The sequence below is a fragment of the Arthrobacter mangrovi genome, assembly GCF_026011795.1.
GTDB lineage: Bacteria > Actinomycetota > Actinomycetes > Actinomycetales > Micrococcaceae > Crystallibacter > Crystallibacter mangrovi.
In genome coordinates this window covers 26,504-49,014 of sequence record NZ_BRVS01000030.1, presented here as the reverse complement: position 1 = coordinate 49,014, position 22,511 = coordinate 26,504, and the positions used below count along the sequence as shown (strand labels likewise).

Below are 22,511 nucleotides of genomic sequence, written 5' to 3'. Positions count from 1 at the left end.
GGCGTGACCGTCCTGTTCGTTACCCACGACATCGATGAGTCCGTCTACCTCGGCCAGCGCGTCATCATCCTCTCCTCCTCGCCCACCGTCATCCAGGAAGACATCACCATCGACCTGCCCGACGAACGCGACCAGCTCAACACCCGCGCCCTCCCAAGGTTCACCGAGCTGCGCCACCACGTCTACGAACAAATCCAGCTCGCCAAAGCCGGACACCGCCCCGCCGCGGCCCGGCAGGCCTGAGCGTCTTCGGCCGTACCGGGAAGCTCCAGCAGGGTCCCAGTGGCAGTTGCCCTTCCTGTAGGGGAGGGCAACCGCCGTTTGCGCAGGGGAGGGGCGGTGTCCGGAACCGTTATCGAAACGAAGCCGGGAACCGCTCCGCCCTCCACTTGGGCTGCGCTTACTTTGGTTGGACCGAGGGGAGGCTGGCTATGAGGCGGATGATTCTGTCAGTGGTCACCGGGCTGGCCGCGTTGATGCTGGCGGCCTGCGGTGCTCCCGAGGGAGTAGGTGCTTTCGAGGAAGAGGCGGCACCACGCGACGCCCTGCCGGCATACCTGAAGGCGGCTGAGCTGGACACCGCGAGCTCCCGTTTCCTGGCCGAGTCCGATGGAGTCGCGTTCTATGCGGCGAAACCCGCGGCCGACGGGGCGGCGTCCGCGGCATGCATTGTGATCGACGGGCAGCGCGACGGCTCGTCCTGGGTCGTGGGCTGCGCGGAGAAGGCGCCGGTGGCGACCGGCATCGATGGTGTGCAGGCCATGCTCGTGACGGACGGCTTCGATTCGTCCGAGCTGCAGCAGGACGGCTGGCGGGAGCTGCATCCGAACCTGCTGGTCAAACGTCTGTAGCGTTAGCCCCAGCGGCCGCGGCCGCGATCCAGGAGACCGTCTTCCTCAACATCGTGACACGGCGGACCCCGGCCGGGCCGCCGCTCCTCAGTCGGCGGACTTGAAAGCGATGCGCCTGAGCAGGGCGCGGAGCTGGCCGCGTTCTTCGTGACTGAGCTCGCCGAGCGAGTGCTCTTCGGAAGTGCGCACCAAGGCGAAGGCCTGCTTGTAGAGCCGTCGTCCCTCCGGGGTGGCGGCGATGACCTTGGATCGGCGGTCGCGGGCGTCGGCTTCCCGGGTGACGGCTCCGCGGCGTTCGAGTTCGTCCACGAGGGCCACGATCTGGCTGGGATCCAGGCTGAGGAAGTCGGCCAGTTCGCGCTGCGAGGGGTTGAGGTCGCTGCAAGCCAGCGACAGCACCGAGTAGGAGCGTACCTTGAGGTCCAGCTCTTTGAGGGCGATGTTCGCCCGGCCGGAGCCCACGGAGCGGGCGCGCGCGGTCAGGAACTCGATTTCGTCGGCCAGTTCGGCGGCCATGAGCCGCTCCGGACCCGCGGCCGCCTCTTCCGCTTCCGCCGCCTCGGTTGTGCGGGCGGAGCGGGGCTCTGCCGTCTTCTGTACCGCCATGGTTCCTCGCATCTTGTCCGGGCAGGTCCTGCCGAAAATCTGTTGACTTTATCAATGGTATACGTTGTCATTGATTTTGGAACAGTCGCACGCTGGTTCCGGCGATCGGCCGGCACCTGAGCAAAGGAGCTTTCGTAATGTCACTGGCAGGAAAAGCAGCCATCGTTACCGGCAGCGGCCGCGGGCTTGGCCTGGCCTATGCCCAGGAACTGGCGAAGCAGGGCGCCGCCGTCGTGATTAACGACGTTGACCAGCAGGTCGCGGACGAAGCCGTTGCCAGCATCACCGCCACGGGTGGCCGGGCGGTAGCCGTGGTGGCCCCGGTGGGCCCGACGGAGACTGCGAAGCAGCTGGTGGCTGCCGCCGTCGACAATTTCGGCCGGCTGGACATCCTGGTCACCAATGCGGGCGTGCTGCGCGACAAGTCGCTGCTGAAGATGACGGACGAGGACTTCGACCTGGTCATCAACGTGCACCTGCGCGGCACCTTCACCTGCGTCCGCGAGGCCTACGCCTACTTCAAGGAGAACGGCATCGCCGGCCGCATCATCACCATCGGCTCGCCCACCGGCCAGCGCGGCAACTTCGGCCAGACGAACTATGCCGCCGCCAAGGCCGGGATCGTGGGCATGGTCCGCACCTGGGCGCTGGAGATGAAGAAGGCCGGCGTCACCGCCAACGCCGTCATTCCGGTCGCCGCCACCGCGATGACCAAGACCGTGCCCTTCTTCCAGAAGGCGGTCGAGGCGGATGAGCGCGGAGAGGCCATGCCGGACTTCTTCCGCAAGGAGCTTGGTTTCGGAACGGCCGACGACGTTGCCGGGCTGGTCGCGTACCTCGCCTCCGATGCGGCCGCCAAGGTCACCGGCCAGGCGATCGGCGTCGGCGGCGACCGCTTGCAGCTGTGGTCCCACCCGGAGGCCGTGGCGACCGAGTACCGCGACGGCGGCTGGACCTACGAGGCGCTGGGCGAGCAGTTCGACGAGCTGTTCGGCCGGCAGCTGCAGAGCGTCGGCGAGGAGTTCCCGCCGCTGCCGGCGGAACTGCAGCCGGAGACGGCGGGGAGCAAGTAGTGGCGGTCAAGGCGTACGAGCTCGGCGTCGACGCGGCGGCGCTGGATGCGATCGACATGCACGTGCATGTGGAGATCGACGGCCACGGGCACTGTTCGCTGCCCCCGGCGCTGATGGACGCGTCCAGTGCCTACTTCAAGGCGGAGGAGCGGACGCCGTCCCTGGACAGCATCGCCGAGACCTACCGGGCGCTGAACATGGCCGCCGTCGTGTTCACCGTGGATGCGCGGACCAAGCTTTCGCACAAGCCGAACAGCATCGAGGACATCGTCGAAGGGGCCGCGCGGAACAATGACGTGCTGATCCCGTTCGGCTCCGTGGACCCGCTGACCGGGTCGGAAGCGATTGTGCGGGCCAAGCGGCTGGCGGAGGACTATGGGGTCCGTGGCTTCAAGTTCCACCCGAGCCTCCAGGGCTTCGACCCGAGCCAGGGGGAGTTCTACCCTCTCTGGGAGGCGCTGCAGGAGATCGGCCTGCCGGCGATCTTCCACACCGGCCAGAACGGCATGGGCGCCGGCCTGCCCGGCGGTTACGGGATCAAGCTGGCCTACTCCAACCCGCTGCTGCTGGACGCTGTCGCGGCGGACTTCCCGGGGCTGCAGGTCATCATGGCGCACCCCTCGGTGCCGTGGCAGGACGAGGCCAACTCGATCGCCACGCACAAGTCCAACGTGTGGATCGACCTCTCGGGCTGGTCGCCGAAGTACTTCCCGGAGTCGCTGGTAAGGGCCTCCAACTCCATGCTGCAGGACAAGGTCCTCTTCGGAACGGATTTCCCCCTAATCACGCCGCAGAAGTGGCTGGGTGCCTTTGCCGACCTGCCGCTGAAGGACGAGGTCCGGCCGAAGATCCTCAAGCACAACGCGATGCGCCTGCTGGGACTGGGCACGGGCGGGCAGCCGTGAGCGCCGCCGCCGGCGTGCAGGAGCAGACCGCGCTCTATCCCTCGGACCAGTACGGTTTCTCGTCCCTGCTCAGCGGGGCCGAGCTGTCGGTGCTGAGCCGGCTGCGGGCGGTGCTGGACCAGCAGGTCAAGCCGTTGCTGGCGGACTACTGGGAGCAGGGCGAGTTTCCCTACCAGATCACCAAGCCGCTGTTCGACCTCAGGCTGATGGACCCGGAGGAGCTGACCGCGGGCGGCGCGGTGCCCGGCGGCCTGTACACCGGCTTCCGGAACTTCGAGCTGGCCCGGACCGATGCCTCCGTGGCGACGTTCTACAACGCCCAGTCCGGCCTCTTCCGCACTGCGGTCAACCTCGGCGGCAGCGACGAGCAGGCGGCGCGGCTGGATCCGCTGATCCGCTCCTTCGAGTACAAGGGCGTGTTCGCGCTGACCGAGCCGGAGCATGGCTCCGACATTGCCGGCGGGCTGGCGACCAGCGCGCGGCGCGACGGCGGGGACTGGGTCATCAACGGGCACAAGCGCTGGATCGGCGGAGCTGTCTCGGCCGATGTGCTGGCCGTGTTCGCCCGCGACGAGGCGGACGGGCAGGTCAAGGCGTTCCTGGTGCCCACCGACGTGCCGGGCGTGGAGCTGTCCAAGATCCAGCGCAAGACCGCGCTGCGCATGATGCAGAACTCGGACATCACGCTGACGGACGTCCGCGTGCCGGAATCCGAGCGCCTGCAGCGGATCAATTCCTTCGCCGACGTCGCCGGCCTGCTGCGCAACATGCGGTCGGACGTCGCCTGGATCGCCGCCGGGCTGCAGGCCGGAGCCTACGAGGCCGCCGTGCGGTACGTGACGGGGCGCGAGCAGTTCGGCAAGCCGCTGGCCGGTTTCCAGCTGGTGCAGGAGAAGCTTGCCACGATGCTGGGTAACGTCACGTCCTCGCTCGGCATGGTGGTTCGGCTGACCCAGCAGCAGGAGGCCGGCATCTTCAAGGACGAGAACTCCGCGCTGGCCAAGATGTTCACCTGCGCCCGGATGCGGGAAACCGTCGCCCTGGCGCGCGAGCTGGTAGGAGGCAACGGGATCACGCTGGACACCGACGTCGCGCGTTTCCACGCGGATGCCGAAGCCGTCTACTCCTACGAAGGCACACACGAAATCAACGCCCTGATTGTGGGCCGGGCTATCACCGGCACCGGGGCTTTCCGCTAGACCGGCCAACGCCGGACCCACCCGCAAGCACCACGAGGAGCATCCCATGAGCACCGCCAGCACTACCACCGTCACGTTCGAGGAACTGCCCGGCCTGGTCGGCAAAGACCTCGGCTACACCAGCTACATCGAGATCACGCAGGAGCAGATCAACACCTTTGCCGAGGCGACCAACGACCACCAGTGGATCCACGTCGACCCGGAGCGCGCCAAGGACGGTCCGTTCGGCGCCCCGATTGCCCATGGCTTCCTCAGCTTGTCGCTGATCATTCCGTTCTGGAGCGAGCTGTTCGACGTCGAGGGCGTCAAGACCAAGGTCAACTACGGCCTGGACCGCGTCCGGTTCACCAATCCGGTCAAGGTCGGCGCGAAGGTCCGCATGCACTCCACGATCACCGAGGTCACCGAGGTCAAGGGCGGCGTCCAGATCAAGACCAGCAACACCATCGAGATCGAAGGCGAGGAGCGTCCGGCCGTCGTCGCCGAATTCCTCGCCCGGTTCTACGCCTGACCCCCGGCCGACCACTACGGCCCACCACTTCTAGGAGCAGAGTATGAAGAAGCACTTCGGCAAGATGCTTGCGGTCGCCGCAGTCGCTGCGCTGGCGCTGACGGGCTGCGGCAGCGGTTCGCCGTCCGGCGGCGCGGCTCCGGCCGGCTCCGAAGCCGCCAACGGGGACCTGACCAAGGTTGTTGTCGGCGTCCTGCCGATCGCGCCGTCGGCCGCCGTGCAGTACGGGATCGACAAGGGCATCTTCGAGAAGCACGGCCTGGACATCGAGTTCCAGACCAGCTCCGCGGGCGCGGCCATGCTTCCGGCGGTCTCGACGGGCAGCATCAACATTGGAATCGGCAACCCCCTCTCCACCCTCGTCGCCGTGGACAAGGGCCTGGACATGAAAATCGTCTCGGGCTACTCGAATTCAAAGGCCGAGGGTGACGACATCACCGGTGTCGTCGTCCAGAAGGACTCCGGGATCAATTCGTGGAAGGACCTGGCGGGCAAGACCGTGTCCGTCAACGCGGTGAACACGCAGGGCGACCTGACCATCATGGAGGCCGTCGAGAAGGATGGCGGGGACCCCAAGGCCGTGAAGTTCAGCGAGGTCGCCTTCCCGGATGCGCCGGCGCAGCTGGAGCGGGGCAATATCGACGCCGCGTGGATGGCAGAGCCGTTCGTGGCCAACGCGCTGGCCGACGAGAACAACAAGCTGCTGGGCTACAACTACCAGGAGGTCATCCCCGGGCTGCCGACGATGGTGGCCTTTACCTCCGGCAAGTACGCCCAGGAAAACCCGGAGGCCGTCGCGGACTTCAAGGCCGCACTCGCCGAGACCTTGGACGCGGCCGAGGCCGACCAGAAGGGGCTGAAGAGTACCGTGGCCACCTTCCTCAAGCTCGACGAGGCAAAGGCCCAGGCGATCAACATGGAAGAGTTCTCCGGTGAACTGCGGACCGAGCAGATGACCAAGCTCGGCGAGCTGATGCAGAAGTACGACTTTGTTTCGAAGGCACCGGACGTCAACGCCGTCCTGGTCAAGTAGCGGCCCCCAACCACCTCAAGGAAGAGGCATCACTATGAAGAAGCGGTTTGCCACACTGCTGGCCGGCGGCGCGATCGCAGCGCTCGCCCTGACCGGCTGCGGTTCAGGTTCGCCCTCCGGCTCCTCCGAGCCGGGCGGCAGCGGGGCGGCGGCCAGCGGCGGCCTGCAGAAGGTCACCGTCGGCGTCCTGCCCATCGCCCCCTCCGGCGCCATGCAGTACGGCATCGACGAGGGGATCTTCGAGAAGCACGGGCTGGACGTCGAGCTCCAGACCGGCCAGGGCGGCGCGGCCATGCTGCCCGCCGTCTCCACCGGCACCATGAACTTCGCCGTCGGCAATCCGCTCTCGGTCATGACGGCCGTGGACAAGGGCCTGGACATGAAGATCGTGACCGGCTACAGCAACTCGAAGGCCGAAGGCGAGGACATCAATGCCGTCGTCGTCAAGGCGGATTCCGGCATCGAATCCTTCGCGGACCTTGCGGGCAAGACCACCGCAGTCAACACCCTGAAGACCCAGGGCGACCTGACCATCATGGAGAGCGCGGCGATCGACGGCGGCGACCCGAAGGCGCTGAAGTTCAGCGAGATGCCGTTCCCGGACATGGAAGCGCAGCTCGAGCGCGGCAATGTGGACGCCATCTGGATTCCGGAGCCGTTCCAGGCGAAGGCGCTGGCCAACAAGGACTACAAGCTGCTGGGCTACCCGAACCAGAAGGCGCTGCCGGGCCTGCCGACCATGGTGACCTTCACCAGCGGAAGCTTCGCCAGCGAGAATCCCGGGATCGTGTCAGACTTCAAGGCCGCCGTGACCGAGACGCTCGCGGCCGCGGAGGCGGACCCGGAAGGCGTGCGCGCCGTGCTGCCGGACTTCATGGGAATGGACGAGTCCGTGGCGAAGGGCCTGAAGATGGAAACCTTCGACGCCGACCTGCCCACCGAGGTGCTCGGCGACATGGGCAAGCTGACGGTGAAGTACGGATACGTCGAGAAGGACCCGGACGTGGGCGCGATGACGGTGCAGTAAGCGCCGGGCGGACGGACGATAAGGCGCAGGGCGGTTCCCGGGCTACGGGAGCCGCCCTGCGCCGTCGTGCAGCGGTGGCCGGGCAGCTGTCCGGCCACCGCTAGCCGCCGGCAGGTCCGGCGCCGGGCTCAGTGACCGAATTCGTCCGCGTCGTAGATGTCCGCCACGCCGGTGTCCAGGGCGGACAGCTCCCGGACCTCGGCGTCGTCGAGCGTGAAGTCGAAGACGGCGAGGTTCTCGGCGAGGCGCTCCGGCCGGGCGGACTTGGGGATGGCAACGAAGCCCTGCTGCGTGTGCCAGCGCAGCACGATCTGCGCCGGCGTCCGGTTGTACTTGCCGGCGAGTGCGGTAATGGCCGGCTCCCGCAGCAGCGAGCCGCCGCGGCCCAGCGGGCTCCAGGCCTCGGTGGCGATGCCGTGCCGGCGGTGCAGTTCGACCAGGTCGCCGCGCGTGTGCCGCGGATCCAGCTGGATCTGGTTGACGTCGGGCACCAGCCCGGCGTCGAACAGCCGCTGCAAGTGGGCGGGCTTGAAGTTGGAGGTGCCGATCGCCCTGACCAGCCCCTCCTCCAGCAGTGCGGCCATGCCCTTGAAGGCCTCCACGTAGCGGTCCTGTTCCGGGTTCGGCCAGTGGATCAGCAGCAGGTCCACATACTCGACCCCCAACCGCCCGGCGCTGGCTTCGAAGGCCCGCCGGGCGCCGTCGTAACTGTGCCATTCCTTGTTGAACTTCGTGGTGATGAAGACGTCTTCGCGGGCCAGCCCGCTGCGGCGCACGCCTTCCCCGACGCCGGCCTCGTTCCCGTAGTTCTCGGCCGTGTCGATGAGCCGATAGCCCAAGCCAAGGGCGCGTTCGACGGCGTCGGCGGTCTCCGCGTCGTCCAACGGCCAGGTGCCCAGGCCCAGCAGCGGGATGCTGGCGCCGTTTCGCAGGTCCAGCAGGGGTGCCGTCTGTCCAGTCACTGTTCTCCCAAAGGTTGTCGTGGTGGTCACCAGCCTAGGCCTTGGCGGGGCGGCCGGCACCCAGCTGCCGGAGCCATGGAGGCAAAGCGAAGGCCCGGCGCCGCTGCCCCTTTCGGGAAGCGGCGCCGGGCCCATGGGGTCCGCGCGGGGCGGAGGCGGAATCAGGCGTTGGCCGGCTCCAGGGCGCCAGCCAGCGCGGAAACGACGCCGGCCAGTTCGGTGGCGGTCTCGGCGTGGTCCTTCGGGTGGGTCCCGGCGAAGACCTCGAACCGGCCGCCGACGGTGATGGACACGTCTTCAAGGACCTTCGCGCCGGCCACACCGAGGGCCTTGCGGGTGTTGTCGTTGGCCCACTGGGCGCCGAAGCCGGAGGGGGAGGCGCTGACCACTGCGGCCGGCATGTCCTTCAGGGCGCCGGCGCCGAACGGGCGGGACAGCCAGTCGATGGCGTTGGTCAGCACGGCCGGGGTGGTGCCGTTGTACTCGGGGGTCACGAACAGCACGGCATCGGCCTCGCCGGCCGCTTCGCGCAGGGCTGCCGCGGCAGCCGGTACCTGGCCTTCTACATCGAGGTCCTCGTTGTAGAAGGGGACGGAGGCCAGGCCCTCGTACAGAATCACTTCTGCTCCTTCGGGAGCAACGGCAGCGGCCGCCTCGGCCAGCTTGCGGTTGACGGAGGCGCCGCGGAGGCTGCCGACGAGGGTGAGGACCTTGGTGCTCATGAATCTCCTAAGCCAAGTGGTTGTTACACGGATGGCAACCGGAAGCCCGGAGGATTCATTCCACGTCCGCGGCGTGGGGTTCCTCACCTCGGCCCGTGGCCTCCAACGTTTTGATGAGCGCCGCCAGTTGCGGCCGCAGCTCCGGCAGGGCCGCGCCTGCGGCATGGGCGGCACGGCCGACGGCCAGCTGGGCGGCTGCGGCGGCGCGGCGTCCCTTGTCCGTCAGCACGTATCCGGCGCCCCGTCCGCCGGACTGGGGACGCTCGACATAGCCGCGGGATTCCAGCCCGGAGAGGACCGCCTTAATGTCTTCGCCCGGCGCGCCTGCGAGGAGGGTGAGCTCGGCGGCGCTCAGCGGGCCCGCCGCGAGTTTTTCCAGCAGGGTCAGCGATTGCCGGTTCAGGCCCAGCGGGGCCAGGGCCTTGTCCGCGGTGACTTCCAGGGCGGCGGCGGCAGCGGTGAGGAGGTAGAGCATGGAGCCGGCGCCGTATTCGGCGGGCGGGTTGTGCAGATCCACGGATTCCTTAAAGACGAAAGGATCCGGCTACTGCTTAACCAGAATGAACAAGCATACCCCGTCGGAAGGGGCGGGCGCCTAGGAGTCCGCGGGCCGCTGCCCGGGCTGCTGCTGGCCGCGCTGGGTCTGCGCACGCGACTCGAGCCAGGCCTGGACGTCGCGCAGCCGGATCCGCCGGTGGGTGCCGCGGTACTCGACGGGAATGGTTCCGGCGTCGGTCAGCTTCCGCATGTACGTCAGGGAGATCCCGGCAATTTCGGCCGCCTGGGAGGTGTTGAGCAGCCCCTCGGCGGAGCTGACCATGACGGCGTCCCCGTCGGCCAGGCGGCGCAGGACATCGACGACGGCGTCCCGCGCCTTGGCGGGCAGCTTCACCGTGGTGCCATTGACGAAGACGGTAACGTCATCGCTTTCGCCCAGCGCGCGGGCGAGCCGCCGGGATTCGGGCTCCGGCAGGGCGTCCGTGGTGCGTGGTTTCAGCTGCGCCATAGCACCTACCCTAATCCACCGGGACCCTGGGATCGGGGCCCAGGCCGCGGAGTAAAAGGACGGCTGGACCATGAGGAGGCGGACGGGGCGGCGGTGGCCGACAAGGCCGGCCAGCGGCGCCGATCCGGAGGTGACGTTGGCCGCAGAGTACCGCCCTCGTGTTAGCAGGTCGCGCGCGGGTTAAGTAGGCTCTGTATATGCCCACGATCAGAAACCGCCGCGCAGCAGCGCTGCCGGCGAAGCTCTCCCGTTCCTGGCTCCTGGCTTCGGCTGCCGACGAAGCCAACTTCGCCCCCGCCCTTGCCTCCGAGGCCGACTCCGTCATCTTCGACATGGAAGATGCAGTCCCGGCGGCGGGCAAGGCCGAGGCCCGGGAACGCGTGGTCGAAGCGCTGTCGAACGGCATGACGGCCTGGGTCCGGGTCAATGGCATGGAAACCGACTACTGGGCCGATGACCTGGCCGCGCTGTCCAAGGCGCCGGGCCTGCGCGGCGTGATGCTCGCGATGACGGAGCGTCCCGAGCAGGTCACCCATACGGCCATGCGCCTGCACGCGGGCACGCCGGTGGTCGCCCTGATCGAATCCGCCGTCGGCATCGAGAACGCGACGGCGATCGCCAGCGCCCCCGGAACCTTCCGCCTCGCATTCGGCGTCGGCGACTTCCGCCGCGACACCGGCGCCAGCGACGAGCCGATGGCGCTCGCCTATGCGCGCTCGCGGCTCGTGATCGCCTCCCGCGTGGGTCAGCTCCCCGGCCCGATCGACGGACCGAGCGTCGGAATGCTGGGCGAGGACCTGCTGGAGGCCTGCAAGGTCACGGCATCGATGGGCATGACAGGGAAGCTGTGCCTGCTGCTTGAGGCGGCGGACACCATCAACAAGGGCCTGTCGCCGAGCGAGTCCGAAATCCGCTGGGCGCACGAGCTGCTGAGTGCGCACGCCGCCGGGGCCGTGGTGGGCGACGGCTCCTACCTGCCCCGCCTGGCACGCGCCGAGAAGATCTCCTCGCTCGCGGATTCCTACGGACTCTGGAACGCCTGAGCCGGTTCCGCCCCGCGTGGGCGGGGCCCGGCGTCAGTTCAACGGCCGCGAAAACAGCTGGTGCAGGCTGAGCGGGGCCTCGCCCGTGAGCAGTTCGACGTCGTTGGTGGTCTTAGCGAGCTCGCCGCGCGCGATCGCGGTGTAGGTGCTGACCCAGGCGTCCAGCTGCCAGGCCGGGGCGCCGTAGCGGGCACGCGAGGCGTACGCCTCCTCCACGGTCTCATTGTGGAAGCTCAGCTGCCGGCCCGTGGCCTCGGTCAGGATGGCCGCGGCCTCCGCCAGCGTGAGGGCCTCGGGACCGGTGAGGTTGTAGGTGAACCCGGCGTGCGGGATGGGCTGCTGCAGAATGGCGGCGGCCACGCGTGCCACGTCGGACCGGGCCACGAACGCCGCGCGCCCGTCCTCGGCGGGCCCGCGGATCACGCCGTTCCGGTCCGCGAAGTCCGGCAGGATGTCCGCGTAGAAATTGTTGCGCAGCAGGGTGAACTTGGCTCCGGTCTCCCGCAGCTTCTCCTCGGTGGCGAAATGGTCCCGGGCCAGGGTGAAGGTCGCATCCGGATCCGCGCCGGCGAACGAGGTGTAGACGATGTGCTCGACGCCGGCCTCCATGGCTGCGTCGATGAACGTGAAGTGCTGCTGCAGCCTGTCTTCGGATTCCGCCGCTGACACCATGAAGACCGTCCGGATGCCTTCCAGCGCCCGGCGGCAGGCGCCGGGATCGCTAAAGTCCGCCACCGCCGTCGTAGTTCCCGGAAGTCCGGGCGCGCGGGAGGCATCGCGCAGGACCAGGCGAAGCGGGATCCCCTCGGCTGCGAGCAGTCGCGCCGTTTCGCCGCCGAGCCGGCCGGAGGAACCGGTCACGGCGACGGCGGGAGGGGTGGAATTCTTGTCCGGCATCATGGCTCCAAGCATAGGGCCGCCAGGCCGCGCGTGCTCAGCGCGGGCGGCTGCAGGGCGGCCGCCCGCCGGCCCGGCTGCGCCGGGCAGCCGGGAAATTCATCTTGAGTTTCCCGGCCCTTCTCCGTCCGCGGTTAGCGTTGGTCGGGTGCCAGAGGTATTCGTCGCATTGGGGGACAGCTTCACCGAAGGCGTGGGCGACCGGAACAGCAAGTTTCCGAACGGGGTGCGCGGCTGGGCCGATCGCCTGGCCAAACAGCTGGCCAAGAAGGACCCGGAGCTGCGCTACGCCAACCTGGCCGTGCGAAGCAAGCGGCTGCACCAGATCGTGGCGGACCAGCTGGAGCCGGCCCTGGCCATGAATCCCACGCTGATCACGTTCTACGCCGGCGGCAACGACATCCTGGAGATCCGCAAGGACATGGACGAGCTGCTGGAGCAGTACGAGGCCGCCGTGGCCCGGCTGGCGGCCACCGGCGCCCGGCTGGTGCTCTTCACCGGGTTCGACGTGATGCTGCCCTCCGTGCTGGAGCCGATGCGCCGGCGGAACTGGCAGTACAACGAGGCGGTGCGGACTTTGGCGCGCAAGTACGGGGCGCTGCTGGTGGACCACTGGACTTTCGACGCCTACCAAGACAAGCGGATGTGGGATTCGGACCGGCTGCACATGTCGCCGGCCGGCCACAAGTACATGGCCGCGCAGGTCCTGGAGCTGCTCGGCGTCGAACACACCCTGAAGATCCGGCCGCTCGGGCCGATGGAGCGGTACGGCTGGCGGGAAATGCTGCGCCGCGAGCGGGCCTGGATGCATGAATGGGTCGTGCCGATGTTTGGCCGCAAGCTGCGCGGCGTCACGCTGGGGGACAACCTGCCGCCGCGCTGGCCGGAGCCGGTCAGGGTTTCCGACGGCCTGAAGAAGCTGGCCAAGCGGGCCGGAAGGGCCCAGGTCGGATAGGCCGCAGGGGCCTAGACTTGGGGATCATGAAGACTATGCGCAAGTTCCGCACGCCCATCGTCTGGCTGATCATCGTCGCGATGGTGGCCAGCGTCGGCATGGGATTCATCATGCAGTTCGCCGGGATCTAGGAGCGCCCGCATGACCAGTCCCGGAGGGGCGGCCGGCCCAGTGGTGCCGGCCGCGGCCTTCGCCGAACCGACACGGCGGGTAGGTCCCGGCTGGATCACGGGGGTCATCCTCGTCAATGTCGGCATCAACGCGGCCTTCTTCGGCCCGCTGCAGGTGCTCCTCGCGCAACAGGCCCAGGCCTTCGACGCGGCCAACAAGGAGGCGGTCCTCGCGCTGGCCACCGGTTTTGGAGCCGCCGTTTCGCTGGTCGCCAACCCCATTGCCGGCGCCTTCAGCGACCGTACGACGTCGGCGCTGGGGCGCCGGGTGCCCTGGGTTCTGGGCGGCGCCGTGCTGGCTTTTGCCGCCCTGCTCTTGCTGGCCGGCGCGCCGAGCATCGCCGTCATGGTGGCCGCCTGGTGCCTGGTGCAGGCGGGCTGCAACGGCGCCTACGCCGCGGTGACGGCGGGCATTCCGGACCGGGTCCCGGCGCTGCAGCGCGGCCAGGTCGGCGGGCTGGCTGCGATGGGGCAGACCGTCGGCATCGTCTTCGGTGCGGTGCTGGCCAACCTGGCCGGCGGCTTCGTCCTCGGCTACATCTACTGCGCGGTGTTCCTGCTCCTGAGCGTGGTCCTGTTCCTGGTGAAGGGGCGGGACGTGCCGCTGGATCCGGCGCTGCGTCCGCCGTTTGCCTGGGGCCGGTTCCTGAAGAGCTTCTACATTTCCCCGCGGCGCCACCCTGACTTCGGCTGGGCCTGGCTGACCCGGTTCCTGGTCAACCTGGGCAACAACCTGTTCACGCTCTACCTGTTCTTCTTCCTGCAGGACGCGGTGGGACATCCCGACCCGGCGGCCGGCGTGCTGCTGCTGACCGGCATCTATGCGCTGATGGTGATCGTCACCGCCGTCATCGGAGGTCCCTGGAGCGACCGGATCGGCCGGCGGAAGCCGTTCGTCATCGCCTCCGCCGCCACGATCGCCACGGCGTCGATCCTGGTGGCGCTGTGGCAGACCTGGCCGACGGCGCTGGTAGCCGCCGCCGTCCTGGGCGCCGGCTTCGGCATGTTCCTCGCCGTCGATTTCGCCCTGCTGACGCAGGTGCTGCCCAGCGCCGCCGACCGCGGCAAGGACATGGGCGTCATCAACATCGCCAACTCGTCGCCGCAGGTATTTGCCCCGCTGGTCGCGGCCCCCGTGGTGCTGTACCTCGGCGGCTACACGGCCCTGTTCGTGCTCGCCGCCGTCATCGGACTGCTGGGAGCGGTGTTCGTGGTCAAGATCAAGGGCGTTCGGTAGGGATCCGCCCGGCTCCGGACCCGATGGGGACTCCTGCCCATCGACCGCGTGCGGCCATAGCCCTAGCCTCAGGGGTATGGCCGCATATTCAGTCTCGGTGGAGGGCGTCCGCGGCGTCCTGTTGGAGGTTGCAGCGCAAGGGCAGTTCCTGGTTGACGAGGGCCGGCAGCTGGCGGCCACGGCGGAAAGCGTCCGGGGATCCTTCGGCACGGCCGAGGATGTAGCCGCCGCCTTTGCCGGCTTCTGGTCGCAGCGGGACCAGGTGGCAGACCAGCTCTCGGGAACTATGTATGCCTCGGCCGCGGCGGTGGGGGAAGCCGCGGCCGCCTTCGCTGCCGGTGACGAGGAAATGGCCGCCACGGCCGGGAACGCCCTGCACACCGCCACCGCGGCGACGCCCGGCCCGGTACAGGCCGGCCTGCTCAGGTTCCTCTGAGATGCCGTTCCCGGAGGTCCCGCGGATCACGGCCGGATTCGGCGCGATCCTCGACGGCGCGGCCGACTTGCGCCGGCAGGCTGGCAACGTGGACTCCTTCGCCGACGCTGCGGGAACCCGGTGGCGGGCCATCGGTGCGCACTACCAGGAGCCGTCCACGGAGCTGAAGGTACTGCACGCGCTCAATCTGATGGCGGCGCCGTCGGACGGTTTCCGGGACGCGTTCGGCGCGGCCGCCGCCGCGCTGGAAAACTTCGCCGCCGAGGCGGGGCCGCTCAAGAGGGTGCTCGATGACCTGCGGGAGCGGGTGGCCCGGTTCGACATCGAGTATCCTCCGCCCGACCCCGGGGAAGACGGCGAAGCCCCCGACCGCTCCAGCGTGGTCCGGGCCGGGGCGCAACAGCAGCTGGCGGAGGAGATCAGGCAGGCAGCGCGCCGGTGGAGGGACATCCGGCAGGACTGCGTGCAGGCTTTGACCGCCATCTCCGGCGGTACAGGGGCCGGCTTGCCCCGGCCGGGGATTGCCTCGGCGGCGGCACTGCCGGCGGTGACGCCGTGGGCGCAGTTCGACCGGCACTTCGACGACGCAGTCCACGCGGCCGCCGAGTCGCTCGCCGTGCGTCTGGCCGGCCTCCCGCCGGGCGAACTCCAGGATTGGGCGACCGCCCATCCGGACGCTGTGGCGCTGCTGCAGGGAAACCGGATGCCTCCGCATCCACCGGGTTCCCCGGAGGCCGCGCTGGATGCGGCACTGGCGGCGGGCCGCGGCGGCAAGGAAACCGGCATCCGGGGGATCAGGGACGCTTTCCTGGCGCTTCCCGTGGAACAGCAGACGAAGTTCGTCCTGCTCTATCCGGCTCTTCTCGGCGGGGCCAACGGAATACCGTTTGCGTACCGGGTGCTGGCGAACAGGATCAATATTGTCGCCGAGCAGCAGAAGCGCCAAACCTCCCTCGACCGGCTGACGGAGCAGCTGTCGGCCACCGAGGCTCCGGAACCCAACCCCTGGCTCGGGCGGGCGGCCGGCGACGTCTACCTGCAGCAGCTGCAGGAGTACGAAGAGCTCAAAGACGCCGTCGCCGAGGAGCGTGCCGCCGTCGACGGGTATCAATGGGCGATCGACAACCACCGCCAGGTGGTCCTGGTCAGCGACGAGGGCGACGGCCGGTACGTGGAAATGCGGGGCCAAATGTCCGCCGGAACCACAAGCGTCTTCACGCTCGTGCCGGGCACGGGGGCGAGCCTGGCCACAAACCAGGAGTACGGCGACCGGCTGGACATTCTTTACGACGGCAGCAGGGACACTGTGGGCTTCTACTGGATGGGCGCGGACCTGCCGGACACCATTCCGGACAACGTCACGGACGGTTACTCCCGCCGCGGCGCCGCAGGCCTGTCCGCCTTCGGCCACGCGGCGGAGCTTGAGAGGCCGGCGGCAGCGGTGACCACCACCATTTCCTACAGCGCCGGCGCGTCGCTGCACGGGGCGGCCGAACAGGCAGGCTACGCCACGGACAACGTTGTGTACCTGGCTCCGGCCGGCCCCGGTCCGGATATCCACAGCGCGGAGGACACAGGCAACGCCGAGGCCAACCGCTATTGGATCCAGACCCGGGACGATCCGATCGCCTGGGCGCAGCTGCTGGGCCATTGGACCCACGGCGGCTCGCCCGCCCAGCTGGACGCGGTGCGGCTCGAGTCGGGCTTCGCGGTCAGCAGCGATCCGTCCTCCGGATTGCTCGGCGGGCACACGGACTATTTCATGGAACAGTCCACTGCCGTGGCCAACATGCGGGCCGTCATCAACGGCACGGACGCCGTAGCCTATGTCGAGGATGAACTTGCCGTCGCCGGCAGGGGCGTCGTCAGCTACAGCCCGCTCGAAGCGGACCCGGCAGGATTCGACAACTGGAAGACCGTGCCAACCCGATGAAACGATCATTGTCAGCCTTGGCGGCCCTTGCGCTGCTGCTTGCGGGCTGCGGAACGGAAACTGTGACTGGAGCAGAAAGCCCGGAGCTGGATCGGGCGGGCGAGTCCGCCCGGGCAGTCGTCGCGGCCATCATGGACAGCAGCACATCCGCCGCAGCGGTGCTGAACGACCGGGAGATCAGCTGTCTGAGACCGGAAGACGACAAGCCGCAGACCCGGACGCGGTGGCGCGTGGCCCTGCAGGGAGAACTGGAAAGGAACACGGACCTGGCCGCGCTGGAGGCAGAACTGCGGAGCCACTTCGACGGGGAGGGATGGGAGCCGGCGCAGCCGCCTCCCGCCGAGGGCTTCGGGCGCCCGGCGGGCAGCGTACTGTTTGTCGGCTATGCCGGCCGCGGGCAGTCAGTGCAGGTGGACGTGGTGGAGCGCGACGGACAGTTGCTGCTGGTGGCCGACTCCAGTACGGACTGTTTCGAGCACGGCGAAGACCACCGGATGACGCGTTCGAAGGCCGATCCCGGTTACGGGAAGGGCAGCACCATCTACGACTACCGCAACGAGGAATAGCGCCGCAGCGGCGGAATAATCGTCACGGGGCGGGACGTTACCGCGGCGGAGGGTTCAACCGGTCGATTCTACGCGCAGTAGAATTGACGGGGCTGGCATCCGCGGAAAGGAGGGCGATGGACATCTTCCTTGAACTGCCTCTCGAATGGGCAATACTTGCCCTCTTCTGCGGCGCCATGATCCGCTCCAACGCGACCTACTGGCTGGGCCGCGGCGCCGCCGCCGGGGCCCGCCGCACGTCCCTCGAGAAGCATCTCGACGGCCCCGTGATGAAGCGCGCGGAGCGCCTGATGGACCGGTTCGGGCCCCTCGCCGTGACACTGTGCTTCCTCACCATCGGCCTGCAGACGGCCGTGATTGCCAGCGCCGGCATCGCCCGCATGCACCTGGTCCGTTTCCTGCCCGCCGTTATGGCCGGCAGCATCATTTGGGCCGTGGTTTACGCCACGGTCGGCCTCGCGGCCGTAGCCGCATGGCTGGGCCTGGTGCTCGCCTCGCCGGCCGCCGCCGTCGTTATTGGCATCCTGCTGGCGGGAGCGCTGGCCTTCGTGCTGTGGCGCCGGAAGCGGCGCGAACGTGCCGCCGGCGCGGAAGAGGCCCGCAAGGCCGCTTAGGCTGGGCGTATGGAAGCCCAGGTCATCACCACTGTCATCTGCGGACTGCTCATCGCGGTCGGCATCGCCGGCATCGTCGTCCCGGTCCTGCCCGGCAGCATCACCATCGCCGCCAGCGTGCTGATCTGGGCGCTGGTGCTGCAGAGCACGCTCGGCTGGGTCGTCTTCGGGCTCGGCGCGGTGCTGGTGGCCATCGGGGCGGGGGCCAGCGCCGTGCTGACCGGGAAGCGGCTCAAGGCCCGCAGGATTCCGAACCACTCGATTGTGGTCGGCATCGTCGCGGGGCTGGTGGGCATGTTCGTGATTCCGGTGCTGGGCCTCTTCATCGGGTTCGCCGCGGGTTTGCTGCTCAGTGAGTACGTCCGGCAGCGCGACTTCGGTCTGGCCCTGGCCTCGAGCGGGGTTGCCCTCAAGGCGATGGGAATCGGAATCCTGGTGGAACTCGGCTGCGCGTTTGCCGCCGGCAGCATCTGGACGATCGGGGTCCTGGTGCACTTCTTCGCCTGACGGCGCCCCTTCGCAGGCTTGCCGACTCAGTCCTCCTGGAGCAACCCCGTGGTCCGGTAGGGAATCACCTCGCGGAGGAACATCTGCGTGGAGGTCCGCGTGATGCCGGGGCAGAGCCGGATTTCCTCGCTGACCCGGTAGAGATCGTCGGGGCTCTTCGCCACCACCCGGATGAGCAGGTCCGTGTCGCCGGCCGGGGCATGGCATTCGAGGACCTCGGGGATCCTGCGCAGCGCCTCGACGGCCTTGTTGAGCTTGCTCTGGTCCAGCTCCGCGCTCACCATGGCCATCACGCCTCGTCCCGCGGCTTCGGGGAGGATCCGCGCCGAATGGGGGCGGAGGATGCCCGCCGCCTTGATCCGCTCGAGCCGCGAATGGATCGTCCCGCGCGCCAGCCCGAGTTTCTGCGCCAGCATCATGACCGGAATGCGCGGATCCTCGTCCAGGGCAAGGATGATTCGGCGGTCCGTGGGGTCCAGTTGCTGCAATCTGACCACCTTCTGTCCGATATCCCGCTGCTGTGTTGGTCGGATTGATCAACCAATGAGGCAACTATTGCACGGATTGCTGGCGATATGCTCCGATTGGAGGCAACGCGGGACGAGCCACAAGCTTCCACCCGCCAAGGTGCAGAGAAGCCGGCCTACCCCGCCGAGGATCTGCGGACGGATCCCGCAAGGATCCAACCTGTTGTTCACAGCTGAAGACCCCCGATCCAGCCGGAAGCCTGCCGGATGGAGCGGGGGTCTCGCTACATCCGTTTTTGGCGATTCGGCCACAGCGGTCATATGATCTACGCAGTTACTCGGGGCCTTAGCTCAGTTGGTAGAGCGTTTCGTTCGCAATGAAAAGGTCAGGGGTTCGATTCCCCTAGGCTCCACTCTTCTACGGATTCCGGCCGTCACCCGAGCGCTCCTCCTGCGCTCCTTCCCGCAAAACCGCGTCTTCGGCGATGCCGGCGATGGAACCAGAGCGGCCGTGCGCCTGCACCCGGCCCGGCATCACCTGCGAACCAGGTACCACGGGCGTCCGCGAGGTCGCGCCAGCAAGTGACCGTGGAGGGAGGGCCGGCTAACCCCTGCGGCAAATCCCTTCGACGGAATTTGCTGACTCCTACGGCCGCCGGTTGCGGCCAACATATACTCGGAATATGCCGATCCCACGTGCCAGCCGCGCCCAGCAGTCCGCCGTCGAGCAGTCCGGAGGCGACCTGTGAGCGGCGGTCTCGTTGCCCTGCTCGACGACGTCGCAGCCCTGGCCCGCATCGCTGCCGCCTCGGTTGACGACGTCGCCGCCGGAGCGGCCAAGGCGGGAACCAAGGCCGCCGGCGTAGTGATCGACGACGCCGCCGTCACGCCGCAGTACGTGTCCGGCACCGACCCGTCCCGCGAGCTCCCGATGATCAAGACGATCTTCTGGGGCTCGCTGCGGAACAAGCTCGTGATCATCCTCCCGGCGCTGCTGCTCATCAGCGCCTTCATCCCCTGGATCATTCCGTTCATCCTCATGCTGGGCGGCACCTACCTCTGCTACGAGGGTGCCGAGAAGGTCTGGCACAGGCTCCGCGGCCACCACGGCGGCGAAGAGGCTCCCGCCGTCGAACGCGGCCGGGAGGCGGAGGGCAAGGTCGTCAAGGGCGCAATCACGACCGACTTCATCCTGTCCTGCGAGATCATGGTCATCGCCATGAACGAGGTGGCGGACCAGGCCCTGTGGGTCAGGGCGGTCATCCTGGTCGTCGTGGCGATCGCGATCACTGTGCTCGTGTACGGAGCGGTCGCACTCATCGTCAAGATGGACGATATCGGCCTGCACCTGACAACCAAGGACTCCGAGGGCTCGAAGCGTTTTGGACGGCTGCTCGTCAAGGGCATGCCCGCCGTGCTGGGCGCGATCACCTTTGTCGGGACAATCGCGATGCTTTGGGTCGGCGGCCACATCATGCTCCAAGGGGCGCACGACCTCGGTTGGCATGCGCCGTACGACCTGGTCCACTTCCTCGAGGAACCCTTCGCCGGGATCGCGGTAGTCGGCGGCTTCCTGGCCTGGCTTGTGAACACCCTGTGCTCGGCCGTCCTCGGGCTTGCCTGGGGCCTCGTCGTGATGGTCGTCCTGCATCCGCTGCTGAAGGTGCTGCCCTTCGGCAAGGACAAAGGCGGGCATGAAGAGGGCGACGGGCGCGCCGCCGTTTCCGGTCACCGGCCGGGGGAGAGCGGCGCCGACCCCGCTCCCTAGGCGCCCGCCGCCGCCCGGCAGGGCGAGCCTCGTCGGTGTGCGGGCAACACGGTCATAGGCTGGAGGGCGTGATCCGCCAGATCTCCCCAACACCTAAGGAATATGCAGACTATCCGCCGCCGTGTCCTCTCCCTGACCGCAGCCTTCCTCACAGCCGCGTCCCTGACGGCCTGCACTCCAGGCCACGTCGCCCAAGTGCCGGCGCCGGCCGGAGCGGCCGAGTCCGTGCAGACCGCCGCACCATCGGCCGGTACTGCGCTGGAGCAGCTGGCAACCATCCAGATCAAGGGCCGCGCTCCGAAGACCGGCTACTCGCGTGAGCAGTTCGGCGACGGGTGGCTGGATCCGGACCACAACGGCTGCGATGCCCGGAACGACGTCCTCTCCCGCGACCTTTCCAACGAGACATTCAAAGCCGGCACCAGGGACTGCATCGTCATGACCGGCATCCTTGTCGATCCCTACACCGGCCAGACGATCGACTTCGTCCGCGGCAATAAGACCAGCACCCTGGTCCAGATCGACCACGTCGTCGCGCTCTCCGATGCATGGCAGAAGGGCGCGCAGCAACTCTCCTCCGGCCAACGCGCAGCATTCGCCAACGATCCGCTGAACCTGCGGGCCGCAGATGGTCCCACCAACGGGGCCAAGGGCGACGGCGACGCCGCGACCTGGCTGCCGCCGAACAGGGGATTCCGCTGCGAGTACGTCGCCACGCAGACCGCGGTAAAGGCCAAGTACGGGCTCTGGATGACGCGGGCCGAGCACGATGCCATCGAGAAGGTCCTGACCTCATCCTGCGCGGACCAGCCGGTCCCGGCCGATGACGGGGGCGTGGCCCTCCCCGCCACCGAGTACCAGAACTGTGCCGAGGTGAAGGCCCGCGGGGCGGCTCCCATCCGGGCAGGGGACCCCGGCTGGACCGACAGGTTCGACGGCAACGGCGACGGGGTCGGCTGCGAGGGCTGACGCGGTCGACCGCGAGGGCTGACCGTGCCGGCTGCTTTTCCGGCCGCGGCGGGTGACGGCGGGAGTAGGGTGTTACGCATGAATGACCCGGAGAGGCCCATCCCGGCGTCGATCCACATCGCCATCGACGTGGACATTACCGACCCGGGGGAGCTGCGAAGCTACGCCGTCGTCAAAGCCGAAACACCCGAACATGCCGCCTTGGCCTCGAAGGACCTGTTCGCGGCCCTCGCCGTTGCCATGGATCCGCTGGCCATTGCGGCTGATGTCCCGGGCATTCGGCTGCTGCGGGGCAAGGTCGAACCGGCGGAGGGCCACGGGGTGGCGGATTCAGTTATGCCACATGCGGCCGGGGCAGAGGGCGGCCGGGAGCCGGCGGATACCGGAATCAGCGGCAACGCCGTGGCCACCCTGCTGGAAGCAGCGGACCGGGCCGGCGGGATCCCGCTCGAACGGCTCGGCTACGATGCGGCGGCGCCCGGGGCGGAGCGCGAGCTGTCCCGGCACCGGGCCCGGGTGCTCGCCGGGTTGCTCTGGCATGCGGGCGCCAGCATGATCGACGAGCTGTTCAACGACTTGGACCTGCTCAGGGGCCGGGAGCCGACGGCCCGGGACATCGACGAGACGTACGTCCTGGACAACCTGCCCCCGCAGTACGCACACCACTACGACGCCCGTTTCGCGGCCCGGTTCCTCGCCGTCTGCACCGACCTCACGATGAACCTGGCGGCCGGCTGGAAGGAGCCGTCCTGCGTGGCCCAGGAGCTCGGCCTTCGCTGCCTCCTCGCCGAGGCGGAATTCCTGGCCGAGGATCTGGAGCTTGAGGCCGACCTGCCCCCGGACTGGGTGGCCATGCTCGAACAGTTCTTCCTGCGTTTCGCCGACTCCATGATGCTCTTCGACCCGGCCATGGACGGCTTCGAAAACGATCCGGAGGCCAGCCCCCAAGGTGCCCCCTCCATGAAGTTCGAGGACTGGTTCAAGCCCTTCGGTCCCGACAACCACGTACCGCCGTTCGCGGAACGGGGCTGACCGGTGGCGGCCTTCAACGGCC

Annotated in this window: 25 protein-coding genes, 1 tRNA gene and 1 pseudogene; 20 read left to right on the top strand and 7 right to left on the bottom strand. The window is 68.4% G+C overall.

From position 1 onward, the window contains the following. A pseudogene (locus AHIS1636_RS19025) lies at nucleotides 1-243 on the top strand (ABC transporter ATP-binding protein); the annotation flags it as partial. A 188-nt stretch (nucleotides 244-431) separates the two neighbouring features. Beyond that, complete coding sequence (locus AHIS1636_RS19020) at nucleotides 432-851, top strand: hypothetical protein (RefSeq protein WP_264797431.1); 420 nt, start codon at nucleotides 432-434, stop codon at nucleotides 849-851. Nucleotides 852-938: 87 nt separating this feature from the next. Here AHIS1636_RS19020 and AHIS1636_RS19015 read toward each other — a convergent pair whose 3' ends face one another. Then, complete coding sequence (locus AHIS1636_RS19015) at nucleotides 939-1,367, bottom strand: MarR family winged helix-turn-helix transcriptional regulator (protein ID WP_373875886.1); 429 nt, start codon at nucleotides 1,365-1,367, stop codon at nucleotides 939-941. Nucleotides 1,368-1,594: 227 nt separating this feature from the next. Here AHIS1636_RS19015 and AHIS1636_RS19010 point away from each other — a divergent pair, with 227 nt between their 5' ends. Genes AHIS1636_RS19010 through AHIS1636_RS18985 form a run of 6 tightly spaced genes read left to right on the top strand, consistent with a single transcriptional unit; the run spans nucleotide 1,595 to nucleotide 7,205 of the window. Next, a complete protein-coding gene (locus AHIS1636_RS19010; RefSeq protein ID WP_264797429.1) occupies nucleotides 1,595-2,530 on the top strand; it encodes an SDR family NAD(P)-dependent oxidoreductase in 936 nt (311 codons plus the stop codon). Nucleotides 2,531-2,586: 56 nt separating this feature from the next. Beyond that, nucleotides 2,587-3,435, top strand: a complete 849-nt coding sequence (locus AHIS1636_RS19005; RefSeq protein WP_264797434.1) for an amidohydrolase family protein — start codon at nucleotides 2,587-2,589, stop codon at nucleotides 3,433-3,435. Then, nucleotides 3,432-4,634 carry an acyl-CoA dehydrogenase family protein gene (locus tag AHIS1636_RS19000; protein ID WP_264797428.1) on the top strand — a complete coding sequence of 401 codons (1,203 nt, stop codon included), beginning with the start codon at nucleotides 3,432-3,434 and terminating at the stop codon, nucleotides 4,632-4,634. The genes AHIS1636_RS19005 and AHIS1636_RS19000 overlap by 4 nt, the downstream gene beginning before the upstream one ends. Nucleotides 4,635-4,680: 46 nt before the next feature. Next, nucleotides 4,681-5,145, top strand: a complete 465-nt coding sequence (locus AHIS1636_RS18995) for a MaoC family dehydratase (RefSeq protein ID WP_264797427.1) — start codon at nucleotides 4,681-4,683, stop codon at nucleotides 5,143-5,145. 43 nt (nucleotides 5,146-5,188) lie between these two features. Then, nucleotides 5,189-6,178: an ABC transporter substrate-binding protein gene (locus tag AHIS1636_RS18990; protein WP_264797426.1), complete on the top strand. Its 990-nt coding sequence runs from the start codon at nucleotides 5,189-5,191 to the stop codon at nucleotides 6,176-6,178. Between the two features lie 34 nt (nucleotides 6,179-6,212). Further along, on the top strand, nucleotides 6,213-7,205 hold the full coding sequence (locus tag AHIS1636_RS18985; protein WP_264797425.1) for an ABC transporter substrate-binding protein: 993 nt from the start codon (nucleotides 6,213-6,215) through the stop codon (nucleotides 7,203-7,205). A gap of 128 nt (nucleotides 7,206-7,333) precedes the next feature. Here the strand turns inward: AHIS1636_RS18985 and AHIS1636_RS18980 are convergent, their stop codons facing one another. The 4 genes from AHIS1636_RS18980 to AHIS1636_RS18965 form a co-directional block, all read right to left on the bottom strand. Next, the gene (locus AHIS1636_RS18980) at nucleotides 7,334-8,167 is read right to left on the bottom strand and encodes an aldo/keto reductase (protein ID WP_264797423.1); all 834 of its coding nucleotides are present in this window, start codon (nucleotides 8,165-8,167) and stop codon (nucleotides 7,334-7,336) included. Between the two features lie 161 nt (nucleotides 8,168-8,328). After that, nucleotides 8,329-8,889 (bottom strand): NAD(P)H-dependent oxidoreductase, encoded by a 561-nt coding sequence (locus AHIS1636_RS18975; protein ID WP_264797422.1) that lies wholly within the window; start codon nucleotides 8,887-8,889, stop codon nucleotides 8,329-8,331. A 55-nt stretch (nucleotides 8,890-8,944) separates the two neighbouring features. Beyond that, nucleotides 8,945-9,406: a winged helix DNA-binding protein gene (locus AHIS1636_RS18970; RefSeq protein WP_264797421.1), complete on the bottom strand. Its 462-nt coding sequence runs from the start codon at nucleotides 9,404-9,406 to the stop codon at nucleotides 8,945-8,947. 78 nt (nucleotides 9,407-9,484) lie between these two features. Further along, nucleotides 9,485-9,895: a helix-turn-helix domain-containing protein gene (locus AHIS1636_RS18965; protein ID WP_264797420.1), complete on the bottom strand. Its 411-nt coding sequence runs from the start codon at nucleotides 9,893-9,895 to the stop codon at nucleotides 9,485-9,487. Nucleotides 9,896-10,092: 197 nt separating this feature from the next. On the opposite strand from AHIS1636_RS18965, the gene AHIS1636_RS18960 reads away from it, so the two are divergent. Then, entirely contained in the window at nucleotides 10,093-10,938 is an 846-nt protein-coding gene (locus tag AHIS1636_RS18960; RefSeq protein ID WP_264797419.1) for an HpcH/HpaI aldolase/citrate lyase family protein, read from the top strand. Nucleotides 10,939-10,971: 33 nt separating this feature from the next. Here the strand turns inward: AHIS1636_RS18960 and AHIS1636_RS18955 are convergent, their stop codons facing one another. Then, nucleotides 10,972-11,838: an SDR family oxidoreductase gene (locus AHIS1636_RS18955; RefSeq protein ID WP_264797418.1), complete on the bottom strand. Its 867-nt coding sequence runs from the start codon at nucleotides 11,836-11,838 to the stop codon at nucleotides 10,972-10,974. A gap of 145 nt (nucleotides 11,839-11,983) precedes the next feature. On the opposite strand from AHIS1636_RS18955, the gene AHIS1636_RS18950 reads away from it, so the two are divergent. The 7 genes from AHIS1636_RS18950 to AHIS1636_RS18920 all read left to right on the top strand — a co-directional run bounded on the left by AHIS1636_RS18950 (nucleotide 11,984) and on the right by AHIS1636_RS18920 (nucleotide 18,253). Beyond that, nucleotides 11,984-12,790, top strand: a complete 807-nt coding sequence (locus tag AHIS1636_RS18950; RefSeq protein WP_264797417.1) for an SGNH/GDSL hydrolase family protein — start codon at nucleotides 11,984-11,986, stop codon at nucleotides 12,788-12,790. A 141-nt stretch (nucleotides 12,791-12,931) separates the two neighbouring features. After that, on the top strand, nucleotides 12,932-14,197 hold the full coding sequence (locus AHIS1636_RS18945; RefSeq protein WP_264797416.1) for an MFS transporter: 1,266 nt from the start codon (nucleotides 12,932-12,934) through the stop codon (nucleotides 14,195-14,197). A 76-nt stretch (nucleotides 14,198-14,273) separates the two neighbouring features. Then, complete coding sequence (locus AHIS1636_RS18940; protein WP_264797415.1) at nucleotides 14,274-14,633, top strand: DUF6507 family protein; 360 nt, start codon at nucleotides 14,274-14,276, stop codon at nucleotides 14,631-14,633. Between the two features lies 1 nt (nucleotide 14,634). Next, nucleotides 14,635-16,566 carry a hypothetical protein gene (locus AHIS1636_RS18935; protein WP_264797414.1) on the top strand — a complete coding sequence of 644 codons (1,932 nt, stop codon included), beginning with the start codon at nucleotides 14,635-14,637 and terminating at the stop codon, nucleotides 16,564-16,566. A gap of 62 nt (nucleotides 16,567-16,628) precedes the next feature. Continuing rightward, a complete protein-coding gene (locus AHIS1636_RS18930) occupies nucleotides 16,629-17,132 on the top strand; it encodes a hypothetical protein (RefSeq protein WP_264797413.1) in 504 nt (167 codons plus the stop codon). 116 nt (nucleotides 17,133-17,248) lie between these two features. Further along, a complete protein-coding gene (locus AHIS1636_RS18925; protein ID WP_264797412.1) occupies nucleotides 17,249-17,746 on the top strand; it encodes a DedA family protein in 498 nt (165 codons plus the stop codon). Between the two features lie 9 nt (nucleotides 17,747-17,755). Beyond that, on the top strand, nucleotides 17,756-18,253 hold the full coding sequence (locus tag AHIS1636_RS18920; RefSeq protein ID WP_264797411.1) for a DUF456 domain-containing protein: 498 nt from the start codon (nucleotides 17,756-17,758) through the stop codon (nucleotides 18,251-18,253). Nucleotides 18,254-18,279: 26 nt separating this feature from the next. Here AHIS1636_RS18920 and AHIS1636_RS18915 read toward each other — a convergent pair whose 3' ends face one another. Then, nucleotides 18,280-18,750, bottom strand: a complete 471-nt coding sequence (locus tag AHIS1636_RS18915) for an Lrp/AsnC family transcriptional regulator (protein WP_264797410.1) — start codon at nucleotides 18,748-18,750, stop codon at nucleotides 18,280-18,282. 310 nt (nucleotides 18,751-19,060) lie between these two features. Here AHIS1636_RS18915 and AHIS1636_RS18910 point away from each other — a divergent pair. The 4 genes from AHIS1636_RS18910 (at nucleotide 19,061) to AHIS1636_RS18895 (ending at nucleotide 22,489) form a co-directional block, all read left to right on the top strand. Beyond that, nucleotides 19,061-19,133: transfer RNA gene (locus AHIS1636_RS18910), tRNA-Ala, on the top strand. A 332-nt stretch (nucleotides 19,134-19,465) separates the two neighbouring features. Next, complete coding sequence (locus AHIS1636_RS18905; RefSeq protein ID WP_264797409.1) at nucleotides 19,466-20,488, top strand: DUF808 domain-containing protein; 1,023 nt, start codon at nucleotides 19,466-19,468, stop codon at nucleotides 20,486-20,488. Between the two features lie 102 nt (nucleotides 20,489-20,590). Continuing rightward, a complete protein-coding gene (locus AHIS1636_RS18900) occupies nucleotides 20,591-21,457 on the top strand; it encodes a GmrSD restriction endonuclease domain-containing protein (protein ID WP_264797408.1) in 867 nt (288 codons plus the stop codon). A 78-nt stretch (nucleotides 21,458-21,535) separates the two neighbouring features. Then, nucleotides 21,536-22,489: a hypothetical protein gene (locus tag AHIS1636_RS18895; RefSeq protein WP_264797407.1), complete on the top strand. Its 954-nt coding sequence runs from the start codon at nucleotides 21,536-21,538 to the stop codon at nucleotides 22,487-22,489. Nucleotides 22,490-22,511: the final 22 nt, after the last annotated feature.

What these genes read in the sequence shown, in the direction of transcription:
- AHIS1636_RS19020 (WP_264797431.1), top strand. Translation starts at nt 432, where the DNA reads ATGAGGCGGATGATTCTGTCAGTGGTCACCGGGCTGGCCGCGTTGATG.
- AHIS1636_RS19015 (WP_373875886.1), bottom strand. Translation starts at nt 1,367, where the DNA reads ATGGCCGCCGAACTGGCCGACGAAATCGAGTTCCTGACCGCGCGCGCC.
- AHIS1636_RS19010 (WP_264797429.1), top strand. Translation starts at nt 1,595, where the DNA reads ATGTCACTGGCAGGAAAAGCAGCCATCGTTACCGGCAGCGGCCGCGGG.
- AHIS1636_RS19005 (WP_264797434.1), top strand. Translation starts at nt 2,587, where the DNA reads ATGCACGTGCATGTGGAGATCGACGGCCACGGGCACTGTTCGCTGCCC.
- AHIS1636_RS18995 (WP_264797427.1), top strand. Translation starts at nt 4,681, where the DNA reads ATGAGCACCGCCAGCACTACCACCGTCACGTTCGAGGAACTGCCCGGC.
- AHIS1636_RS18990 (WP_264797426.1), top strand. Translation starts at nt 5,189, where the DNA reads ATGAAGAAGCACTTCGGCAAGATGCTTGCGGTCGCCGCAGTCGCTGCG.
- AHIS1636_RS18985 (WP_264797425.1), top strand. Translation starts at nt 6,213, where the DNA reads ATGAAGAAGCGGTTTGCCACACTGCTGGCCGGCGGCGCGATCGCAGCG.
- AHIS1636_RS18975 (WP_264797422.1), bottom strand. Translation starts at nt 8,889, where the DNA reads ATGAGCACCAAGGTCCTCACCCTCGTCGGCAGCCTCCGCGGCGCCTCC.
- AHIS1636_RS18965 (WP_264797420.1), bottom strand. Translation starts at nt 9,895, where the DNA reads ATGGCGCAGCTGAAACCACGCACCACGGACGCCCTGCCGGAGCCCGAA.
- AHIS1636_RS18960 (WP_264797419.1), top strand. Translation starts at nt 10,093, where the DNA reads ATGCCCACGATCAGAAACCGCCGCGCAGCAGCGCTGCCGGCGAAGCTC.
- AHIS1636_RS18955 (WP_264797418.1), bottom strand. Translation starts at nt 11,838, where the DNA reads ATGATGCCGGACAAGAATTCCACCCCTCCCGCCGTCGCCGTGACCGGT.
- AHIS1636_RS18945 (WP_264797416.1), top strand. Translation starts at nt 12,932, where the DNA reads ATGACCAGTCCCGGAGGGGCGGCCGGCCCAGTGGTGCCGGCCGCGGCC.
- AHIS1636_RS18940 (WP_264797415.1), top strand. Translation starts at nt 14,274, where the DNA reads ATGGCCGCATATTCAGTCTCGGTGGAGGGCGTCCGCGGCGTCCTGTTG.
- AHIS1636_RS18935 (WP_264797414.1), top strand. Translation starts at nt 14,635, where the DNA reads ATGCCGTTCCCGGAGGTCCCGCGGATCACGGCCGGATTCGGCGCGATC.
- AHIS1636_RS18925 (WP_264797412.1), top strand. Translation starts at nt 17,249, where the DNA reads ATGGACATCTTCCTTGAACTGCCTCTCGAATGGGCAATACTTGCCCTC.
- AHIS1636_RS18920 (WP_264797411.1), top strand. Translation starts at nt 17,756, where the DNA reads ATGGAAGCCCAGGTCATCACCACTGTCATCTGCGGACTGCTCATCGCG.
- AHIS1636_RS18900 (WP_264797408.1), top strand. Translation starts at nt 20,591, where the DNA reads ATGCAGACTATCCGCCGCCGTGTCCTCTCCCTGACCGCAGCCTTCCTC.
- AHIS1636_RS18895 (WP_264797407.1), top strand. Translation starts at nt 21,536, where the DNA reads ATGAATGACCCGGAGAGGCCCATCCCGGCGTCGATCCACATCGCCATC.